This window comes from Enterobacter cloacae complex sp. 397G4, assembly GCF_050031515.1.
Classification (GTDB): domain Bacteria; phylum Pseudomonadota; class Gammaproteobacteria; order Enterobacterales; family Enterobacteriaceae; genus Enterobacter; species Enterobacter hormaechei_C.
In genome coordinates, this window is the sequence record NZ_JBLGWE010000002.1 from 291,301 (window position 1) to 307,280 (window position 15,980).

Consider the following 15,980-nt stretch of genomic DNA (forward strand, 5'->3'; position numbering starts at 1 on the left):
TGGACTTTAATGACAGTGGTAGTGATGGATAGGCTCATTTCCATTGTCGTCATTTTATCGGACAAGCCTCTTCGTCCTACAGGTTTAAGCTGACAATGGTAGTGATTGGATGATCTCACTACTGTTGTCACTCAGTTCTTTGAGCGGACCCTTCCCTCGGTTGGTCGGCATTAACAACGGTAGTGACTCGATTGGCTCACTGCCATTGTCATCGTGTAAATGACGTACCTTATCAGCTCAGCTGAAAGCAATGACAACGGAAGTGACTCTAATTGCTCACTGCCATTGTCGTCGTGTCTATTGAGAGCCTTATCAGTGCACCTGAAAAGCAATGACAACGGTAGTGATTCTAATGGCTCACTACCGTTGTCACCGTGTGTATTGAGAGGATGGTCCACTTAACTGGACGTCTATGACAATGGTAGTGACTTTAATAGCTCACTACCATTGTCGGCGTGTGAATTGAGAGGATGATCAGCTCAGCTGTACGGCCATGACAATAGTAATGACTTAATGAGCTCACTACCGTTGTCACCCTGTTAATTAAGAGGCTCATCTGCTCTTCTGGAAGGCTATGACAACGGAAGTGACTTGCTGGGCTCAGTGCCATTGTCGCCGTATGAATTGAGAGGATCATCCGCTCTTCTGGATGGCAATGACAACGGTAATGACTTAATAGGCTCACTACCGTTGTCATCCTGTAAGTTAAGAGGTTGATCTGCTCAACGGGACGACTATGACAACGGTAGTGACTTGCTGGGCTCACTACCATTGTCACCCTGTGAATTGAGAGGTAGATCCGCTTAACCAGACGTCCATGACAACGGTAGTGACTTTCTGGGCTCAATACCGTTGTCACCCTGTGATTTAAGAGGTTGACCCGCTCTACTGGACGGCCATGACAACGGTAGTCACTTTCTGGGCTCACTACCGTTGTCGCCACATAGAATGAGAGGAGCATCAGCTCAGCTGAACGGCAATGACTACAGTAATGAGCTGGATGAAGCATAACCATTGACATCTGGCCCAACCGGAAGCCGTATTCGCCAATCCAATCGAGATTCACAATGGCCGTGACTCGCCGCATTAAGTTCCGGTGTCCTCCCAAAGCTGAACGCACACTCGGAGGACAATGACAATGCCAGTAAGGTACACATCATTACCATTGTCACTATAGCTACCAGAGAAGCCGGGATTTGAATGTCGATGGTAGTGAGTGGGTCAACTCACTGCCATTGTCACCCCGTTACGATATTTTCCGTTGGATGTACTGGCCAATGAAGTAAAGCGTAGAAACCGGGTGTTAACAGGTGACTCAGGAGAAAGCGTTGAATTCGCAATCTCGATCTACATAGGGTGGTAGAGAACAATGACAACGGTAATGACTTTTGACTCATTACCGTTGACGTGAAAGAGCGGGCTGGGACTAACGAAAATCGAAGAAGTAATTTAGCACCCGGAGCCTGAACCGCCGGGTTAACTTTAGCTGGCGTTGCTGTTCTTTTTCTGGCTTCGAAGACTACGAATATAGCGCAGTTCTTCAGCGGTTAAATCATGGACGGTAAGAACATCATCGCCGTCTATCGGGTCAGCTGGTGGGCATAACTCACCTTCTAAAACAGAAGACCCTGAGTTCTCTTCTTCATCTTCAACCACTTCTAAAGGAGGCTGAGTATTGTTCAAATTCAGATCGGGATCCCGCTTATGAATCTGGAAGTATACTTTTCCGTCTTTCTTAATTTCGGTGTACTGGAGGTATCCTATCGATGCCAACTCTTCAAGAGCCTTTCTCACGGTAGCATTCTGACTATTTGCTCGTGTTTTGAGGTTCAGACGATTTTTCAGCCGAGTAAGGGATATCGGTATAGGATTTGGCGGTAATGACTCTATGAACGTATAGAGAGCCTGGGCGCTTTCCTTCTTGGCCAACTCCTTAATTGCCTTCAGCTGCATCAAAACCTTATGATCGTATTGATAGAGCTCGAAAATCTTAGGATCAACCTGAAGGACAACCTGATCTGATTCCGGGTCTAACAGGGCAGACTGTACCAGATGCGTTGTATAGACTTTGGACGAGTTATTACTGGTGAACGACAAGGTAACGGATGCTAACCTGCGTAAGGAGGCGTCTATACGTTTTCTGGACGCTGTAGATGAGCGATAATTTTCAGGCGTACATAGCTTGAGGAATTCAGTGAATTTTAAGCTTATCGTGTCATTGTTAATCGGATGATTGGCATAGGTTCGAATGATGCCCATCCACGTCTTAAAATCTACTGACATATCAAGACGCTCACCGACAATTGAAATATTGGTGAACCCCTCGCTCTCCATTAAAGAGAGCGTCTGTAACTCTTTCGTTGCGTCAAAGCCAACCGTTTTATATTCCCGATTTTGACGCCCCACACTCTTTGGTGATGGGACGAACAGCCCGAGCCGCATCAAAGCAATAGACTGCACCGTACGGTTGCTGTTAGGACGCAAAATGATGTCTTTACCTGATTCTTTCTCTCTAACAGAGAAAGCCCTGGTGACCAGGTCCTGCTGCTCAGTATCTTTCTCTTTAGTCATAATAAGTTATCACTGAATGTGTAAACAGATTGGTGAATAGTAAGCCCCAGCGAACTCTATGTCACTGGATGGATCATTGTGATGATCCATATCTGTGCATAAGTTCTACCTAAAAAAACGACTCCACTCATTAAAACTTGGCAAAAACTCTTTGCATACAATGACCTGCAACTCTTATCAACAACGGATCAGATCAAGTTAAAAAGATCTAATGAAAAGTCACTACTATTGTCGCTCTGATCACTACTGATGTCAAAAAACTCATTACCAACGTTATAATAATCACTACCAATGTCAAAATAATCACTACTGTTGTCACTGATCACGTCTCAGGCCTTGTGCCGTCTGGCCTGGAGGCAGCGGGGATCTCTTTTGATCTATCAGGAACACTAAGGTACTAATTATTGGAACTACCTTGTGGAAAATGGGGATAAATAAATGCTTAGTTCTTATACAGGTCTCAACTTGCCTCCCTGATAAAAACTGTCGTCAAAGCTAAATCACAGCCACAGGCATTTTCGGTGGATAAATTTTTGAGAAATAGAAGCATACATGCAGACTCGTGTCGCAAGTAATTGAAAGTAATAATTTATTTAAATAATGCGAGTCACCTTACCTTACAGTGGAAGTTTAAGTCTAACCTCACTACCATTGTCACTTAAAATCATTACCAACGTCGAAATAGTCTCTACCATTGTCTTTTAAGTCACTCCCGTTGTCACTTATGTCGCTACTGTTGTCAGTGACAATGCTCCAGCCCAGTAACCATGCGGCCTACAGCGTACCGGGATCTTCTTTGTACTCTCTGGCACCTTTGGGATCATTTATTGGATCTACATGAGGGATAAAATCTTTTGACGATTTCGTAGTGCAGTTATACCAGCGACTTAGCAAGACAAAAGCTGCAATTTAGTGACGAGTTACTAGTCTGCCCAACAAGAGCAATGCAGAGAAGATATGTGGTGAAATGACCATGGTAGTGAGTCTAATCACTACCATGGTCCGCAGTAAGCGTTACTTACGCAATGAACGTCGGACTGATTTGCAACAACATGGGCTACGGCGCATCAGAAGACGGCCGTTGTGCTTCAGCAAAACAGCCCTGCTTTATTTTAATTCTTCAATGTTAATCATGAACTCAGATCTGCCTGTAAGGCCGGATACAGCAGGGAAAATAGGAAAGCTACGGCTGTCCCCGAGCCCCAAATCCAGTTGAAGCTCTTTGCTTTCACCTGGCATCGCAGAAACACCATTTACAGTCACGCCGAATGCAGCGTCCTTACGGACAGTAAGCACTGCGTCCTGAAGCCCTGTAGCGATTGAACCATCCTTTTTACGCAGCTGGCTGGCATACAGAACAGCCAGAGGAGTATTGTCAGATGTTTTGAGAGAAGCATTGACAGCTAAGGTTTTCAGATTCTCTAGCCTGACGAGATTGTTTGGAAGGTAGTTAAATTCGACTGAGCTTTCTTTAACGTTGTTCATCTCATCTTTGGCCTGAACTGTGAGAGTGTATGTTTCGCCTTCATTAAGAGACGGAAAGATCTTGGGATAATTAGGTGCATACAGGTTGTTTCCCAGATTCACCCAAGACAATTCCACCGCATCAGAAACAGGGCCACCGCGAAGAGTCATACGGCTTAAGGATGGTTTAGTTAGAGCATCGGTGAGCTGTATACGGACGTTCTCCAGCCCATATACTGTTACGTTTTTGCTGATCGGTTTTCCTTCGTAGCTAATACTTACAGATGGTGCTGTATTATCAACGACAACAGTTTGATAAGGGAGGTTACCGGTATTGTTGAATGTATCTTGGGCATTAATTACCACGTTATAACTGCCTTCTGGTACCTCTTTCATGTTGAACTCATACGTGTAGTTCCCAGACGCCATATTTCTACCTGTTTGTTTGCCGGTTACGCTTATTTCTGCGTTGTTACGGTTTTTATCTGACAACCAAACTCGATTTACATAAACATGGTCGAAATATGAACCATCTCCAGGTTGATTCACGTAAACCTGGAGAATGTTGGTGGTTTCAATGTAATCAAATCCAGTGACGGAGGGACCCAGTGTATGCCAGGCTATATTCTCCCATATAGGGGCAAAGAAGGTTGCTTCGGTGGTTGACCTTACTTCATAGCCACTATGAAGATAGCCGGTAGTGCCATTTATAATATCCTGGGGCAAAGAGACGGTACAGGTTGTTGAGCCAGCTGGAATACTGCATGTTGCTCCGCCAGTGATTTTTTGATCATATGGCCTAGCCTGTACATTGAACCGGATATTAGTAAGTTTTATAGGCATATCAGATGCCTTGAACAGGTTCCAGTTTACGCTGTTGAACCATGTTCCATCAGCCTTTTGTCGTTCTATGGGTGAACTTCCCCAAGCCGGACTCTTTACAGAGGCAGGATCCCAGTTGAGCCAGCTGGCATACTGACCAAGATCTCCTCCAGACCATTGATATGTATTCACAGGTCTATAGTAGTTTCCATCTAAGGCACCCTGTGGCAGCTTAACTTCCACGTAGACATAGGTGGCATCTTCGGAAAGGACCTGTACTCCGCCATAGTTATTGGTAATGCTCATGCCACCATTTCGATATGGCTTCCAGTTAGTTCTTGGGATACGTATAACCAACTTGTAGGGGTTTTCCAGCACTGTAAGGCCTCGTTTAAACGGGACGTATCCCGAAGAAATGCCGGGTACAACACTGGTGCTTACACGTGAGTCATGAACTGCAAATGGCGTAAATTCTCCCATTTGATCGTCATATAAAAACCGCTGGGGAGGAATGTTAAGCGTATTTCCTGCCAGGTCCGTAACGATGAAATTGAAGGTGAATTCTTCATCAAGATCACTTGAGGGCATGCCAGCCTGGGTGTTCATATCTTTAATCCACGGATAGAACGCACGTTTATTGGCTGTGTCATAACTCAGGTTATTGTCGGAGACCACAGAACCATTACTTCGTTTAATGACAAGACGGATCTTGGCAATTCCACTAGCATCCTCAATACCGTCTGCAAATATAGAAAACTGGCCACTACCGCCTCGGCCCAACTCCCAAAGTGGCCCAGAAAGTACCATGTCGTAACCTGCGTTTTGACTCGGATAAATACTCTTATAGCGTGGAGGAGTTGTATCAACGATGAAATGATAAGTAGATGTGCTCACTACAGTCTGGCGAATATCCAGAGTTTCATTGACTACAGTAAAGGTCCCTTCTCCGAGCGCCGGTAGAACCATATCCTTTCCATAGTATTCTGTTCCATCGGCAGCAACGATACGATCTGCAACGCTCGTTTTGGTCGAGACGGAGGAATACATAACCTTTTTATCGCTGTCTCGTGTGACCGTCACTCGCTCGTACCGATCAAGACCCGATATCAAGTTCAGAGTCAAAACACCAGCGGGATTAAGATATGTTTGTGTTGCAGGCTTAATATTCCGAACAGCCTTATTGGTATCTGTAAATGAGTAGCTAAATACCTGAGCATGTGCCGAAGATACAGTAGCAAGGGCAGTTGCAACCATGCAGCCAATTAGAGTTTTACGCATATGATGCTCCGGGAATAGGTTATAGCCTTATTCTACGGATTCAGCCTACAAGGTCCGGTCGGATAAAGTGATAATTTGCCTGTTAAAAGAGACATCAAGTGAGAAAGCAACCAACGTACAGAATGCAAAATGGCGGCAGTGCATCTGGATGACGCAAAAGTAACTTTTTGTACCCACTTTTTTGGATTTTAGCCTTCAAAATGAGTATTCAACCAATCATAAAAGTAACTTTTGATAGACGCTGCTCCTTTATGTTTGCCAATTGTGCTGATATGTTTTTAAATTCAAGGAAGCGAGATTTTAAAAGCATCTGTTGAGTCAAATTTATGTAAAATAACAGGGTAACCATCACTTCTAGGTTGAGGAAACCCAATGTTATACATGCTCTTATGCTGTTTTCTGATGCTCAACAGTACATTCGTTATGTTCAGAGCAATGTCTGCAATAAGTAAAGGATCCGCTAAAGAAAACCGGTCTGAAATATCGCTGATAGTCCTAGCAACACTTGGAATTGCATCACCATTCATTGTCGCAATGATTACTATTAATGAAAGTATGACATCTAAAACAGTAACAGATTTTTCTTTGGGTGCTCAGTGGTCCGGAATGGTTTCAGCGGTAGCGCTAATGGGGTTATATGCTCGACGCGTTTGGAAAGAGAAGAAGTCCTTATTTACTGGCGCTTTCCTGGCCTCTTCCTTAATGGCCTTTATTTTTACTGACAGCCTTGTTTTCGTATCCCAGAAGGACACCGGCGTTCTGGCTACTTTCGTACTCGATAAAAACGCTGGAGATATTGATTGTAGTCGCCCGGCTATGATTGTCCATTACAGTAAAGGTGTTCCAACGGACTGGCGTTGCCCAACCAGTATCATGTTGATGGCGTATTCTTCATATCCTTTTTTACCTTGGCCTGAGTATAGCCATGGTACCAGCCAGTCTCTTACGGTTGTTATTGATACATTTATGGAAAACGCTGTTAATCTCAGTCAAAAATAATAAATAAACCTCTCTAGTGAGAGGTTTTATAAACCTGAGCCACCAATCTAATTAACTCTATATTTTTGTTTTAGCTTTTTTAAAGGTAGACTTACCGAATAAAACAGCAATTATAGAGCAAAGGCCTGGCGTTAGGACAAAAGCTAATAATGCACTGCCAAAACTTGTCATTTCAGGCACCACGAACCAGCTGATAGGCCACGTCAGGGCAGGTAAATTTAGCGGATCATAAAGCGCATGTAGAGCGCTTAACACACAGTAAAGTGCTAAAAAGCAAACTAGATAAACAACGATCCACATTTTAATTTGCTCAGCAATTTCAAATTTAGGACTGCCCATGCTTTACCTCAGTGGCTGAATATTGATGGTTAATATCTTTAATCACCCGTAAGCACTTAGTGCATACCTTAGTTCGATTTGTCTGCTTGTCCAGAGTGTATTTAACTTCAAGTTGACCTCCAGCATTAAGCAAAGTGAGCATCTCATCTTCTAACACGCTTCGGTAAATGGTCTTGTCCGAGAGTGTGCCCGGTAACGAGTACTCAACATAATTGTTTGAAACTCTTACCGATTTAGGGATTTTACCACTGAGCTGGATTTCATTCGTTGAAGGCATTACAGTTACTTTAATCACAGTTGCCGGTGACCAGAAATCCTGATAACGCACTTTATGAATTTTATCAGCTCTAAGGCCTAACCACACATTTCCGGCGATAAGAACAATAAGCAATCCATAAACTGATCGTCGAATGTTACGCCTTTTAATCACAATGTCCCCCATCCCTCAAATATCATTCTAAATAACTGCACCAGGATATCATGAGCGTAATTAAAAGAATTCTTCATAACCGGGGTTTTCAGTTGAGTTTGCGGACTCTTTACTTTGCGGTTTCTCGCCCTCTATTTGAGTATCCCTGACAGGTTTGGATTTACCCATGCTCCTCTGAAAGGTATCCATAACAAACTCAATATCTTCTTCTGGCAGGCTGGTGGGTTGGTTGCTCATAGGACTTCCTCTTGTTGAATACGTTCGGCGTACAGGATGCGAACCGAAACGGTCGTGTTTTCAAACTCGTTCTCAAAAACGTCCATCCATTCCGTCCGGAATTCTTCCCCCAGAAGGTTATCGAGCCCCTGAAGAGATAATGGAAGAACGGCTGCTAGAGATCCCCCGGCTGCGAGATGAGATGCAGCTGCCTGGAGATGCAGCCTGGCCCGGTTATCGGCAAAAGGTGGGTTCATCACGACATAATCAAACTTCTTCTGTTGATTAGACTTAGACCATGTGAGGAAGTCAGCTTCTGTCGTATCGTATCCCTTAGCCCGGGAGATAAGGCAATTCAAAGTATCAAGCTCGATGCCAGTAACGATCACACCGGCAGGGAATGATTTAAGCAAATCCGCATGGCCAATATTAGGCTCCAGGAGGGTATCCCCTTCCCCTGCACCGAGCAGGGAATATACATATTCGCTGATTCGGCAAGATGAAGGGTAAAACTGATGCGATACAATATCAGGCATCTCCCCTATCTGGCCGATGTAACGAATAACCTCACACGGATCATAGGAAAATGTCACATCGTATTTTGTTACTGTTGCCCCTAAGAACCGAAGGGTGTCAGCGGCAACACTCGAAGATTTGCGTTCGGCGAGAGACCCTAAAGATGTCCAGCAACTCCATTTATTGTCCCCGTCATTTTTAAACATTAGTTCAGAAAGCTGCATCCGGGTATCAAAGTCGATGCACTGCTTAAGTACAGGGAATGCCTCCAAAGATTTCTTGCTATGAGCCATGCGGTCGGCAGGTAATGCCAGCGGTACGATAGCTGATAAAATATTGTTAAGCCGCTCGGCGATATCAGGGTGGACGTCAATATGCATTGATCCATTTTTGTAAACCCTGAAACGAATACTGTTGCCATCGATGCAGATCCATTTTCTGAACCCCTCATGTTCGACCAACGCCTCAACCAATGATTTGGTGTTATGGATCGCCTTCACCTGTTCGCCACGGAAGAATGCGCATATAACGCGGAGCTCGCTCAGTGGTGAAATGCCAGACTCTTTAAAATCCACCCTTAATTTCTGCCAGGGGTATTTAGACGGCTCGCAAACTCCGGTAGTGATCATGCGGGTGGAGAACCCAAAAGCTTTGTTTGTCTTATGACTGCGGCTCAGAGACTGGAAGACGTCGTAAACCCTTTCTTTAATAAATTGATTGCGGTCATTAAGCAAAGCAACGACTGTGCCTACTACAGCGTCAGCTGTGAAATCAGGGATCACCTGAGGCGGCATAATATAGCGGTCGGCCGTAAACTGCTTATCCCATTCGTTACGTTTGGCATCCGACATGATAGGCAAAACATCAGTGAGTGCCATAACGCGTTTCCAGTATTCAGATCTCAGAGCGTTTTCCGCGAACAAGGCATCCGCTTCAGAGATACTGTGGTTGTAGCCTGAGAGATAAGAATAAAGTTTCTGGTGATTGTGGGTTTTGAACTGGACAGCCATGTGTTTCAACAAGCAGAGTTCATCATTATAGGACTCAACAAGATCCGCGATAATGCCGAGCTCTTTGCGCATATCTGGAAGAAATGTTTCAGAAGAGCTAACCACCAGGCTATGAGAGGTTGTTAAAGCCAGTACGCTGTGACCTGCATTATCGGGTTTAGCTTCAGAATCAAGAGATGACATTTTACCGGTCCTTTAGAAAAAACTTTTACCAGGATAGCAACGTCGCTCTGTAACCTAATAGGTTCAGTGACACGAAAAAGTTTTTTATGTCTCTGAATAAAACTTAAAGATGTCAACTCATAGAAAGAAGCAAAAAAAAAGCCCCGCATAAACGGGGCAAGAACGATACATGGAGGTTTAAAAAAGGCGGGCAAAAAGCCTGAATCCTTAATGACTCTGACAAAACCAACACTTTGCCAAAAGTAAATTATTCTGCGTCCGGCTGTGGGTCAGTATCCTGATCGGTCTCTTCCCCTGCCTTCTTAGCATTTTTTTTACGTGGGTATTTTGGCTTCTCACCATTAAGTTTTGCCTGACGATTCTCCGCACGGCGAAGCTGCTTGTTCTCTGATTCTGTGATCTCTTTTGAAAGATTTCTCAGCATCTCCAGAGTACTGCGGTTCAACGTAATGTTGATTTCTTCGTCAGCACTTGAATCTGTCATCTCCGGCAATTCAATATCCCCCAGTTTCTGTAATAAGCTGGTGGTGATGAGTTTGACGCCTTCTACGGCTTTTGTGGCAATAACCGGCGGAATCCGTGCTGGCTTGAAGTCTGAAGGTCTGACTCGTACCTGACCATGTTGGGTTTTTTTCACCGTGATGCCATTCGCATCGGCCTGCTCAAGTTCCGCGATCATCTTCTTGATACGTGAAATTGCTTCTGTTTCACCGAGCTCATCGATCAGTGAAAGCACGTTAACATACGAAATAGCGTCAGCATGAATCCATTTCTTGATAACAACAGAACAGGTTGTCAGGCGGATAAGAGAACTGATGGTCGTCGGGCTTTTATTTTCACGTTGAGCAATTCGTTCGAGTGACCAGCCAGCAAGAGAATGTAGGCGACGATAGGACTCGCCAAGCGCAACAGGAGAAAGCGCAAGACCACGGTTACCATCAATGGTCGCGAGCTCACAGCCAATTTCATCTTCTTTAATCTCAACGCAAAGGATTGTGATGTCATGATCTTCATCACATGCCATCATTGCGGCTTTTAAACGGCAGTGCCCCTGGCGAACAAAAGGTACCCCATCAATGACACGTACTCGGATAGGGTCTACATAGTCACCTCGAATGTAGGCATTCTTGATGTTGTAGATGTGTTCTTCAACCTCAGGGAGCTTATAGTAATCGTCACCCATTCCCATTTCGCGGGAGTTGAAGCCTGGCGTGACCTGAATTACTGAAGGGTGGATAGCCCATGCTTTCTGGTCACTTACTTCAGTACAAAGTTCAGGGTTTGCATCACGGAACTGTTTAAGCCCAGTGACGTAACGACCTGTGCCAGTAACTACTGAAAAGGCAACATGGGCCGTTTTAAAGACCTTGTCATTAGCTTGCTGTGTAGGTTCTGTCAGTAAAACACTCATAGGGGCTCCGTTACATTTTTCTGCTTACTTTCTGCGTAGCGGGGATACTACCGAAAAAAAAATCCATAATTTTTCGCAAAAAAGGTACTTTTTGAGCCTATTCTGATTTTTCACAAAAAAAGAGGGCTCCCCATTTCTTGTGATGGCATCAAAATCGCTTCATAAACAAAGACATAAATCCAAAACATAAAGTTCAGGTATCAGTGAGGAAAAATCTTATAAATCCGCAATGCTGAAAGTCAAAACTGTGCGTCTTAAACAACTTTTTTTTGCTCCCTAAGTTATTAGTTAAAGCCCGTGGTTAGGTACGATACCAGCACCTAAATTTCTCTCTCAGGTATAGACACTTTGACTCGACATCTCAGACACATGCCGATAATCAAATGGGCTGGTGGAAAAACGAAACTGATGCCTTTCATCAGCCATCACTACCCACACGATCATAGTTGCCGGTGGGTAGAACCCTTTATAGGCGGTGGTGCCGTTTTTCTGAACATGTTTGCACAAAATGCATTGCTTGCAGATAGCAATCCAGACTTGATCAACCTATACAGGACTATTCAAAGACAGAAAACTAACTTTATAAATCAGGTCCAAAACCTAGCGGATAAAACCTTTGTCGAAAAGGACTACTATGAGATGAGGGACCGTTTCAACAAAACCTGTATTTCTGGTCAACCGCTTCAAAGAGCGGCTTTGTTTTACTCCCTGAATCGCCTGGGCTATAACGGTATGTGCCGCTATAACTCAGAAAGAATCTATTCAGTGCCCTGGGGGAAACATACAGAACTGAAGCTTGACTTCAATAAAATAGACTACCTTTCATTTCGTCTTTCAGGTATTGAACTGATCACCGCTGGTTTTGAGGAGACTCTGGCCGCAACCGGCGAAGGAGATCAGATTTATTGTGATCCGCCATATGACAAAACAAGCAAAACTAGTTTTGTCAGTTACGATGGTAAACCGTTCAGCCAAAGCGACCACGTGCTGTTAGCAAATATGCTCGTTGACGCTCACAGAAAAGGCGCTGCTGTTGCGATATCAAATAGCCTGACACCATTCACTTTGGGCCTCTATGAAGAGCGTGGATTCGTCATACACAGACTCAGCGCTTACCGATCCGTAGGAAGTAAGCCAAATACACGGAAAACGGAAACAGAAATACTGGCCGTGCTGAAATAGAGTTAATTCTAATCAACGGGGCTAATCCATTCCTGAAAAGTTAATACCTCAGGGTGAGTTCGTTGAACATAAGGTATAAACTGAAGCTCTTCTATTCTCCGGTCGCCCCTCTTTCCTTCGCAAATAAATGAAATGAGTCCTTGCTGAGAAAGCCCAGTAAGGACGCTCATAAGTCTTATATTTAGAGTTTTAAGCTGTAAGTCGTTATTAATGTCCTCCACTTTATGAGAGCTCTGGCCTGAACGTTTAAGATACTCGTAAACCATGAAATTCGAATTTCGTCGTTTTAACAATTTTTCGGTTATGCATTCCTGAATGAAACCGCCAAGAGCATCTAAAAGCGGACTGAGAACTACCGGGAAAGTTAATGTGTAACTTTGAGAAGTTTTAGACAAAGTAAATGAATTTAGAAAGCTAAAGTTAAGTCTCTTTTTTGAATATGGAGCGTAAGCGACAAGAGTAGTTGACATAACAGTAAGTAAAGCTTCAAGATGTTCCACTGTTATTAATGTGGTTTTATCTGTATTTCTTAGATTATGGAAATCAATAAACGCTACTCTTGAACGGCTAAGCCAATCTTGTACTTTAATGTCGATAGAAAATTGCGATATATGATTTGAACATTCATTTTGGTTGATAGGGCATGCAGACGAAAGATGGTTATGGATTATCATGCATAGCACAAAAAAAGGAAATCGGCAGGCTGTGGGGCATTGAAAACCGGTTAAAGAAAGCTTAGACGTTTCATATGCGCTTACCGGAAAAGTAACTTTTCTTAACGTTGGCTTTGACGATGTTCTTGCATTTTTACAAATGAAACCGAGACCCAGATCATTGTGCATTTTAAAGTCCATCTCCATCATCACCTTTTAGCCTTAACTGTATGGTATTGGTATACAAAAAATTAAAAATTATAATTAATAAGATTATCATTTTTTTACTATTGAAAAGGTTGTGATAGAGGGGAATTTAAATGTAAAAGATTTATACTCGCAGATCTTTATGAGGGATAAAACCCATTGCGTAAGCAACAATATTACGTGAGTGAGTCCTAACGACAGTTTAAGTCTTGGCTCTATATTTAAGCAGTAAAACATTTAACTGTCTTGGAGTTTACTTAACTTAAAAACTGTTATTGCAGCATAATTTTTCGAATCAAAATCATAGAATTTTCTGACTTTTCCAGTCAAATGATAACGTTCACCCAATAAAATGTGATCCTGTTTATCGGCCGTTAAAGCGATCCCGTCATTTCTAACTTTACCAGTAAATGTAAAAAAATAACTCCCTTTACTTTTTGCGTACGCGGCCCTGACTTCAGTAAATGTTAGTTCAATGCTTATGACCTGGCCGATATTGTAGCTATGTTTTAAAATTTCTTGTTCATTTTCCGGAGTTTCAGACAACATCACATCAAAGGTTGTAAAGAAACAATCCAGCTGGCGTTCTGTCAAAAAACGGTTATTGTCTAGTTGCGCCAATATACTATTAGAAAACTTAGTGTTAGCCTTTTTTGCTTTCTCAATAAGTACGTGGTTTCTGGATTTCCATGCTTCGAGTGTTGGGTTAACACGCAGTTCCGGAATGTTATCGAGAAAGGTAATTGGCTCTAGTACCACTAATTTTTCAATAATGGGTCCAACTGTTTGCACCCCATGACACTTTTCACATACATCAGCCCCTTTGTGGCCTGTGCCCGCACATTCGTTACATTCTCTTTCGATAGGTGCATAATAATTTCCATCTCCGTTAAGGGATACATTCACTGAGGCTGGTACCATATGACCATCAAGAGTAAAGAAAAGAGATTTCATTTTCGAAACACCTCCAAACGTGCCTCTACGATTGCTACAGCTTCTTTCACAGTTTTTTCATAGTGGTCATGCCCTTCAGGAAATTGGTCAAAACGTTTACCGTGTTCTAACTCTTCCATGTTGCGTTTAAGGACTTCATGAGTTAGAAGCAAATCATTATAATTATCGATAAGAGTCAGCTTTATAGGTTTAATCACTCAACTAATCCTCGGTTTTTTATTCCTTAAGGAGATCTCGAATTTCCAGAAGCTCTTCTAATTTTGGTTTAGAAAGAATGATTGCTGTATTTTCGTCGTTAAGTAAAGACAATAAAATATTTAGCTTTTCATCATTCAAGATTATTTGAACACCATCATCAGAAAATATTACATTTTTACTATCAACATTTTTGAACAAGTGTGCACTATCTCTACCAAATTTTAGTTCTGTTTGAGTATTCGTTATAGATTCCGTATGTGTACTTTCCACAAGCTCAAGAAATTCAGATTTTAGCCGTTCTGTTTTCTTATGCGAGAGGCGCTTAATACCCAAAGTCTTACGTGTGACTGCCGAATTTTTCTTTTCTGGTCCGCCTTTATTTAAGGTGTCTGGTCCTGCTCCAGCTGCATTGTGTTCAGGTATGCCTACAATTTTGCTCGTTGTAGTCTCAATATTCTTAACGCCAGGTAAGAAACCTTCTATATGTTTTAAAACCATTTTGTGATCGTTGGAATATTTTAACATTATTTCAATGGCGAGCGTTTTTTTGATTAGATTTAGGCTAATCAAACGTTGAAGCTCTAATGGCATATCAAGGATTTTTAGCATATTACGAATTGCGGTAGTTGATCGTTGATATCGCATTGCTAGTTCTTCAACCGAATACCCGAGACTAACAGCATGAGCTAATGCATGAGCTTGCCCAACCGGATTTAGCCCATTGCTTCTGTTACCATCGAGGTTCTCAAGGTATTCTTCAATTTCGTTTTTATAATCGATTAAGATAACAGATAATTTTGGAATATTAGCACCTTCAGAAATTGCTAATTTTAAGCCATGAAAACGAGTATGACCTTGACGAACTAAATATTTACCTTTTCTTTTTACGACCTTGATCATATCAACCTGCCTTCCTTCCTTAAAGGCTTGTTTGATTGACACAATCATCGATTTGACAGGTTCTTGTTCGTAACACAAATCTCCGATTACCGCCTCTCGGGGATTAAATCCCTTTTCAATTTCAACTAGATTAGTATCCACTTCAATGACTGTATGTTTGCTGTTGTTCATATCTTCCTCCTGTTTACTACATGATACATGAACCTCAAATTTGCCAAATAGGGCTGATACATCTAAAAGGTAAACTCAAAAAATTTGCTTAATAAAATTAAAATAAAAACTGTCTTGAATAAAACAATGATAGTAAACCCACTTTCATTTCCGTTTGCGATCTGTAGATATTGATAAAGGAGCGCTATTCCTTGTTTTATATGGACTTATCATTGTTTTCAACAGGTTAGATCAATTCTTTAGATCACTAAAGATCAATAGAGTTCAAGTAAAGATCACGGCATCTTTAACTCATTGATTATAGTAACTTTATGAAAGGATCCGGCATTCGGATGCATGCGAAAAGCATTTGAATGAATAAGGAAGGCATTTACTGGAATGCTTATGGCATTTAGGTAAATGCGTAAAAAGCATTTGCAAGAATATGTTATAAACAGTTTGCCAAATGAAAATCTTATCACCGACGAGTTAAGTTA

13 protein-coding genes are annotated in these 15,980 nt (G+C 42.4%); 2 read left to right on the forward strand and 11 right to left on the reverse strand.

Annotation, left to right across the window (positions count from 1 at the left end):
• Positions 1–1,482: 1,482 nt before the first annotated feature.
• Both repHI2 and ACQG1Y_RS25205 read right to left on the reverse strand, forming a co-directional pair.
• Complete coding sequence (gene repHI2 / locus ACQG1Y_RS25200) at positions 1,483–2,571, reverse strand: IncHI-type plasmid replication initiator protein RepHI2 (RefSeq protein ID WP_000159528.1); 1,089 nt, start codon at positions 2,569–2,571, stop codon at positions 1,483–1,485.
• Between the two features lie 1,107 nt (positions 2,572–3,678).
• Positions 3,679–6,135, reverse strand: a complete 2,457-nt coding sequence (locus ACQG1Y_RS25205) for an Ig-like domain-containing protein (protein ID WP_001232713.1) — start codon at positions 6,133–6,135, stop codon at positions 3,679–3,681.
• 372 nt (positions 6,136–6,507) lie between these two features.
• On the opposite strand from ACQG1Y_RS25205, the gene ACQG1Y_RS25210 reads away from it, so the two are divergent.
• The gene (locus ACQG1Y_RS25210) at positions 6,508–7,134 is read left to right on the forward strand and encodes a hypothetical protein (protein WP_000966518.1); all 627 of its coding nucleotides are present in this window, start codon (positions 6,508–6,510) and stop codon (positions 7,132–7,134) included.
• Between the two features lie 57 nt (positions 7,135–7,191).
• Here ACQG1Y_RS25210 and ACQG1Y_RS25215 read toward each other — a convergent pair whose 3' ends face one another.
• The 5 genes from ACQG1Y_RS25215 to ACQG1Y_RS25235 form a co-directional block, all read right to left on the reverse strand.
• The gene (locus ACQG1Y_RS25215) at positions 7,192–7,473 is read right to left on the reverse strand and encodes a hypothetical protein (protein ID WP_000535423.1); all 282 of its coding nucleotides are present in this window, start codon (positions 7,471–7,473) and stop codon (positions 7,192–7,194) included.
• On the reverse strand, positions 7,460–7,903 hold the full coding sequence (locus ACQG1Y_RS25220; RefSeq protein ID WP_001805248.1) for a hypothetical protein: 444 nt from the start codon (positions 7,901–7,903) through the stop codon (positions 7,460–7,462). The genes ACQG1Y_RS25215 and ACQG1Y_RS25220 overlap by 14 nt, the downstream gene beginning before the upstream one ends.
• 60 nt (positions 7,904–7,963) lie before the next feature.
• Complete coding sequence (locus ACQG1Y_RS25225) at positions 7,964–8,140, reverse strand: hypothetical protein (RefSeq protein ID WP_000070862.1); 177 nt, start codon at positions 8,138–8,140, stop codon at positions 7,964–7,966.
• Complete coding sequence (locus ACQG1Y_RS25230; protein ID WP_000096325.1) at positions 8,137–9,828, reverse strand: DUF4942 domain-containing protein; 1,692 nt, start codon at positions 9,826–9,828, stop codon at positions 8,137–8,139. The genes ACQG1Y_RS25225 and ACQG1Y_RS25230 overlap by 4 nt, the downstream gene beginning before the upstream one ends.
• A gap of 247 nt (positions 9,829–10,075) precedes the next feature.
• On the reverse strand, positions 10,076–11,239 hold the full coding sequence (locus ACQG1Y_RS25235; protein WP_000114860.1) for a hypothetical protein: 1,164 nt from the start codon (positions 11,237–11,239) through the stop codon (positions 10,076–10,078).
• 369 nt (positions 11,240–11,608) lie between these two features.
• Between ACQG1Y_RS25235 and ACQG1Y_RS25240 the strand changes: the two genes are divergently transcribed.
• On the forward strand, positions 11,609–12,421 hold the full coding sequence (locus ACQG1Y_RS25240) for a DNA adenine methylase (protein ID WP_001121574.1): 813 nt from the start codon (positions 11,609–11,611) through the stop codon (positions 12,419–12,421).
• Between the two features lie 8 nt (positions 12,422–12,429).
• Here ACQG1Y_RS25240 and ACQG1Y_RS25245 read toward each other — a convergent pair whose 3' ends face one another.
• From ACQG1Y_RS25245 to ACQG1Y_RS25260, 4 genes are all read right to left on the reverse strand, one after another.
• Positions 12,430–13,284: a hypothetical protein gene (locus tag ACQG1Y_RS25245; RefSeq protein WP_000970401.1), complete on the reverse strand. Its 855-nt coding sequence runs from the start codon at positions 13,282–13,284 to the stop codon at positions 12,430–12,432.
• A 234-nt stretch (positions 13,285–13,518) separates the two neighbouring features.
• Positions 13,519–14,235: a zinc finger-like domain-containing protein gene (locus ACQG1Y_RS25250; RefSeq protein WP_000838219.1), complete on the reverse strand. Its 717-nt coding sequence runs from the start codon at positions 14,233–14,235 to the stop codon at positions 13,519–13,521.
• Entirely contained in the window at positions 14,232–14,432 is a 201-nt protein-coding gene (locus ACQG1Y_RS25255) for a hypothetical protein (RefSeq protein WP_000594930.1), read from the reverse strand. Before ACQG1Y_RS25255 ends, ACQG1Y_RS25250 begins: the two co-directional genes overlap by 4 nt.
• Positions 14,433–14,451: 19 nt before the next feature.
• Complete coding sequence (locus tag ACQG1Y_RS25260; RefSeq protein ID WP_001065778.1) at positions 14,452–15,504, reverse strand: hypothetical protein; 1,053 nt, start codon at positions 15,502–15,504, stop codon at positions 14,452–14,454.
• Positions 15,505–15,980 lie beyond the last annotated feature (476 nt).

Bases quoted from the DNA above. Each gene is read 5' to 3' on its own strand.
- ACQG1Y_RS25245 (WP_000970401.1), bottom strand. From the start codon at position 13,284: ATGATGGAGATGGACTTTAAAATGCACAATGATCTGGGTCTCGGTTTC.
- ACQG1Y_RS25250 (WP_000838219.1), bottom strand. From the start codon at position 14,235: ATGAAATCTCTTTTCTTTACTCTTGATGGTCATATGGTACCAGCCTCA.
- ACQG1Y_RS25215 (WP_000535423.1), bottom strand. From the start codon at position 7,473: ATGGGCAGTCCTAAATTTGAAATTGCTGAGCAAATTAAAATGTGGATC.
- ACQG1Y_RS25210 (WP_000966518.1), top strand. From the start codon at position 6,508: ATGTTATACATGCTCTTATGCTGTTTTCTGATGCTCAACAGTACATTC.
- ACQG1Y_RS25230 (WP_000096325.1), bottom strand. From the start codon at position 9,828: ATGTCATCTCTTGATTCTGAAGCTAAACCCGATAATGCAGGTCACAGC.
- repHI2 (WP_000159528.1), bottom strand. From the start codon at position 2,571: ATGACTAAAGAGAAAGATACTGAGCAGCAGGACCTGGTCACCAGGGCT.
- ACQG1Y_RS25240 (WP_001121574.1), top strand. From the start codon at position 11,609: ATGCCGATAATCAAATGGGCTGGTGGAAAAACGAAACTGATGCCTTTC.
- ACQG1Y_RS25225 (WP_000070862.1), bottom strand. From the start codon at position 8,140: ATGAGCAACCAACCCACCAGCCTGCCAGAAGAAGATATTGAGTTTGTT.
- ACQG1Y_RS25260 (WP_001065778.1), bottom strand. From the start codon at position 15,504: ATGAACAACAGCAAACATACAGTCATTGAAGTGGATACTAATCTAGTT.
- ACQG1Y_RS25235 (WP_000114860.1), bottom strand. From the start codon at position 11,239: ATGAGTGTTTTACTGACAGAACCTACACAGCAAGCTAATGACAAGGTC.
- ACQG1Y_RS25205 (WP_001232713.1), bottom strand. From the start codon at position 6,135: ATGCGTAAAACTCTAATTGGCTGCATGGTTGCAACTGCCCTTGCTACT.